General features: G+C 64.8%; 1 protein-coding gene. It reads right to left on the bottom strand.

Annotated elements, in window-relative coordinates:
* Positions 1–977, bottom strand: a 977-nt coding sequence (locus tag Q8R73_RS18980) for an FAD-binding oxidoreductase (protein ID WP_305721086.1), incomplete at its 3' end; no start/stop codon positions are given.
* Positions 978–1,128 lie beyond the last annotated feature (151 nt).

Here is a 1,128-nt window from a genome sequence, read left to right as displayed (position 1 = left end):
ACCTCCATCTCGGCGCTGCCCTCGACCAGCCTGGCGCGGCAGGTCGAGCACATGCCGCCCTTGCAGGCGAACGGCAGATCCATGCCGGCGCGCAGCGCCGCATCGAGAATGCCCTCGCCGTCGGCAACCGGCACCTCGCGGCGCTTGCCATCGATGATCAGTGACGCCATCGCCCTGGGCGGCGCGCCCGGTTCGATCACGGCCCTGGGACGCGGCTTGCCGCCGAATTCCGAAACAAACCGCTCGACGTGGATGCGCTCGGCGGCGATGCCGATATCGCGGCAGGTCGTCTCGATATCCTCGCTCATGGCCGCCGGGCCGCAGATGAAGACGTGATCGACATCGGATGCCGGGATCAGCGAGCGCAGCAGCACCCTCACCTTCGCGCCGTCGATCCGGCCGTGCAGGATCGGAATGTCCTGCTCCTCGCCGGAGATCACGTGGAACACCGACAGCCGCTGCATGAAGCGGTCTTTCAACTCCTCCAGCGCCTCGCGAAACAGCATGCCCGACGTCGAGCGGTTGCCGTAGAACAGAAAGAACCGGCTGTCCGGTTCGCGCGCCAGCACGCCTTTCACGATCGACAGAACCGGCGTGATGCCGGAGCCCGCGGCAAAACCGACATAGGTCCGCGCCTGGTCGGACGCCGGCACGACGCCGAAGCGGCCGGTCGGAGTCATGACGTCGAGTTGGTCGCCGGCCTTCAATTCGTCGGCGGCCCAGTTCGAGAACGCGCCGCCATCGACCTTCTTGACCGCGATGCGCAGTTCGCCGTCGTCGGGCCCGGAGCAGATCGAATAAGAGCGGCGGACTTCCTCGCCGTCCATAGTTGTGCGCAGGGTCAGGTACTGGCCGGGAACGAAATGGTAGTCGGCGATCAGGTTTGGCGGGATCGCAAACGTCATCGACACCGCGTCGGCGGATTCGCGGCGCAGGTCATTGACGGCGAGCGTATGGAATCTAGGTGCGTGTGACATCGAAAGTTCGGCTCCGCCCCATCGACGTCATGGCGAGCGCAGCGAAGCAATCCATTCTCTTTGCTCCGAGAGGTGGATTGCTTCGCTGCGCTCGCAATGACGGTGCTAGTGACATTTGAAATAGTCGAACGGTTCGCGGCAGCTCCTGCAG

This window comes from Bradyrhizobium sp. (genome assembly GCF_030697065.1).
Classification (GTDB): Bacteria; Pseudomonadota; Alphaproteobacteria; order Rhizobiales; family Xanthobacteraceae; genus Bradyrhizobium.
The sequence above is the reverse complement of the archived record's forward strand: the minus strand, read 5'-3'. Positions and strand labels throughout refer to the sequence as shown.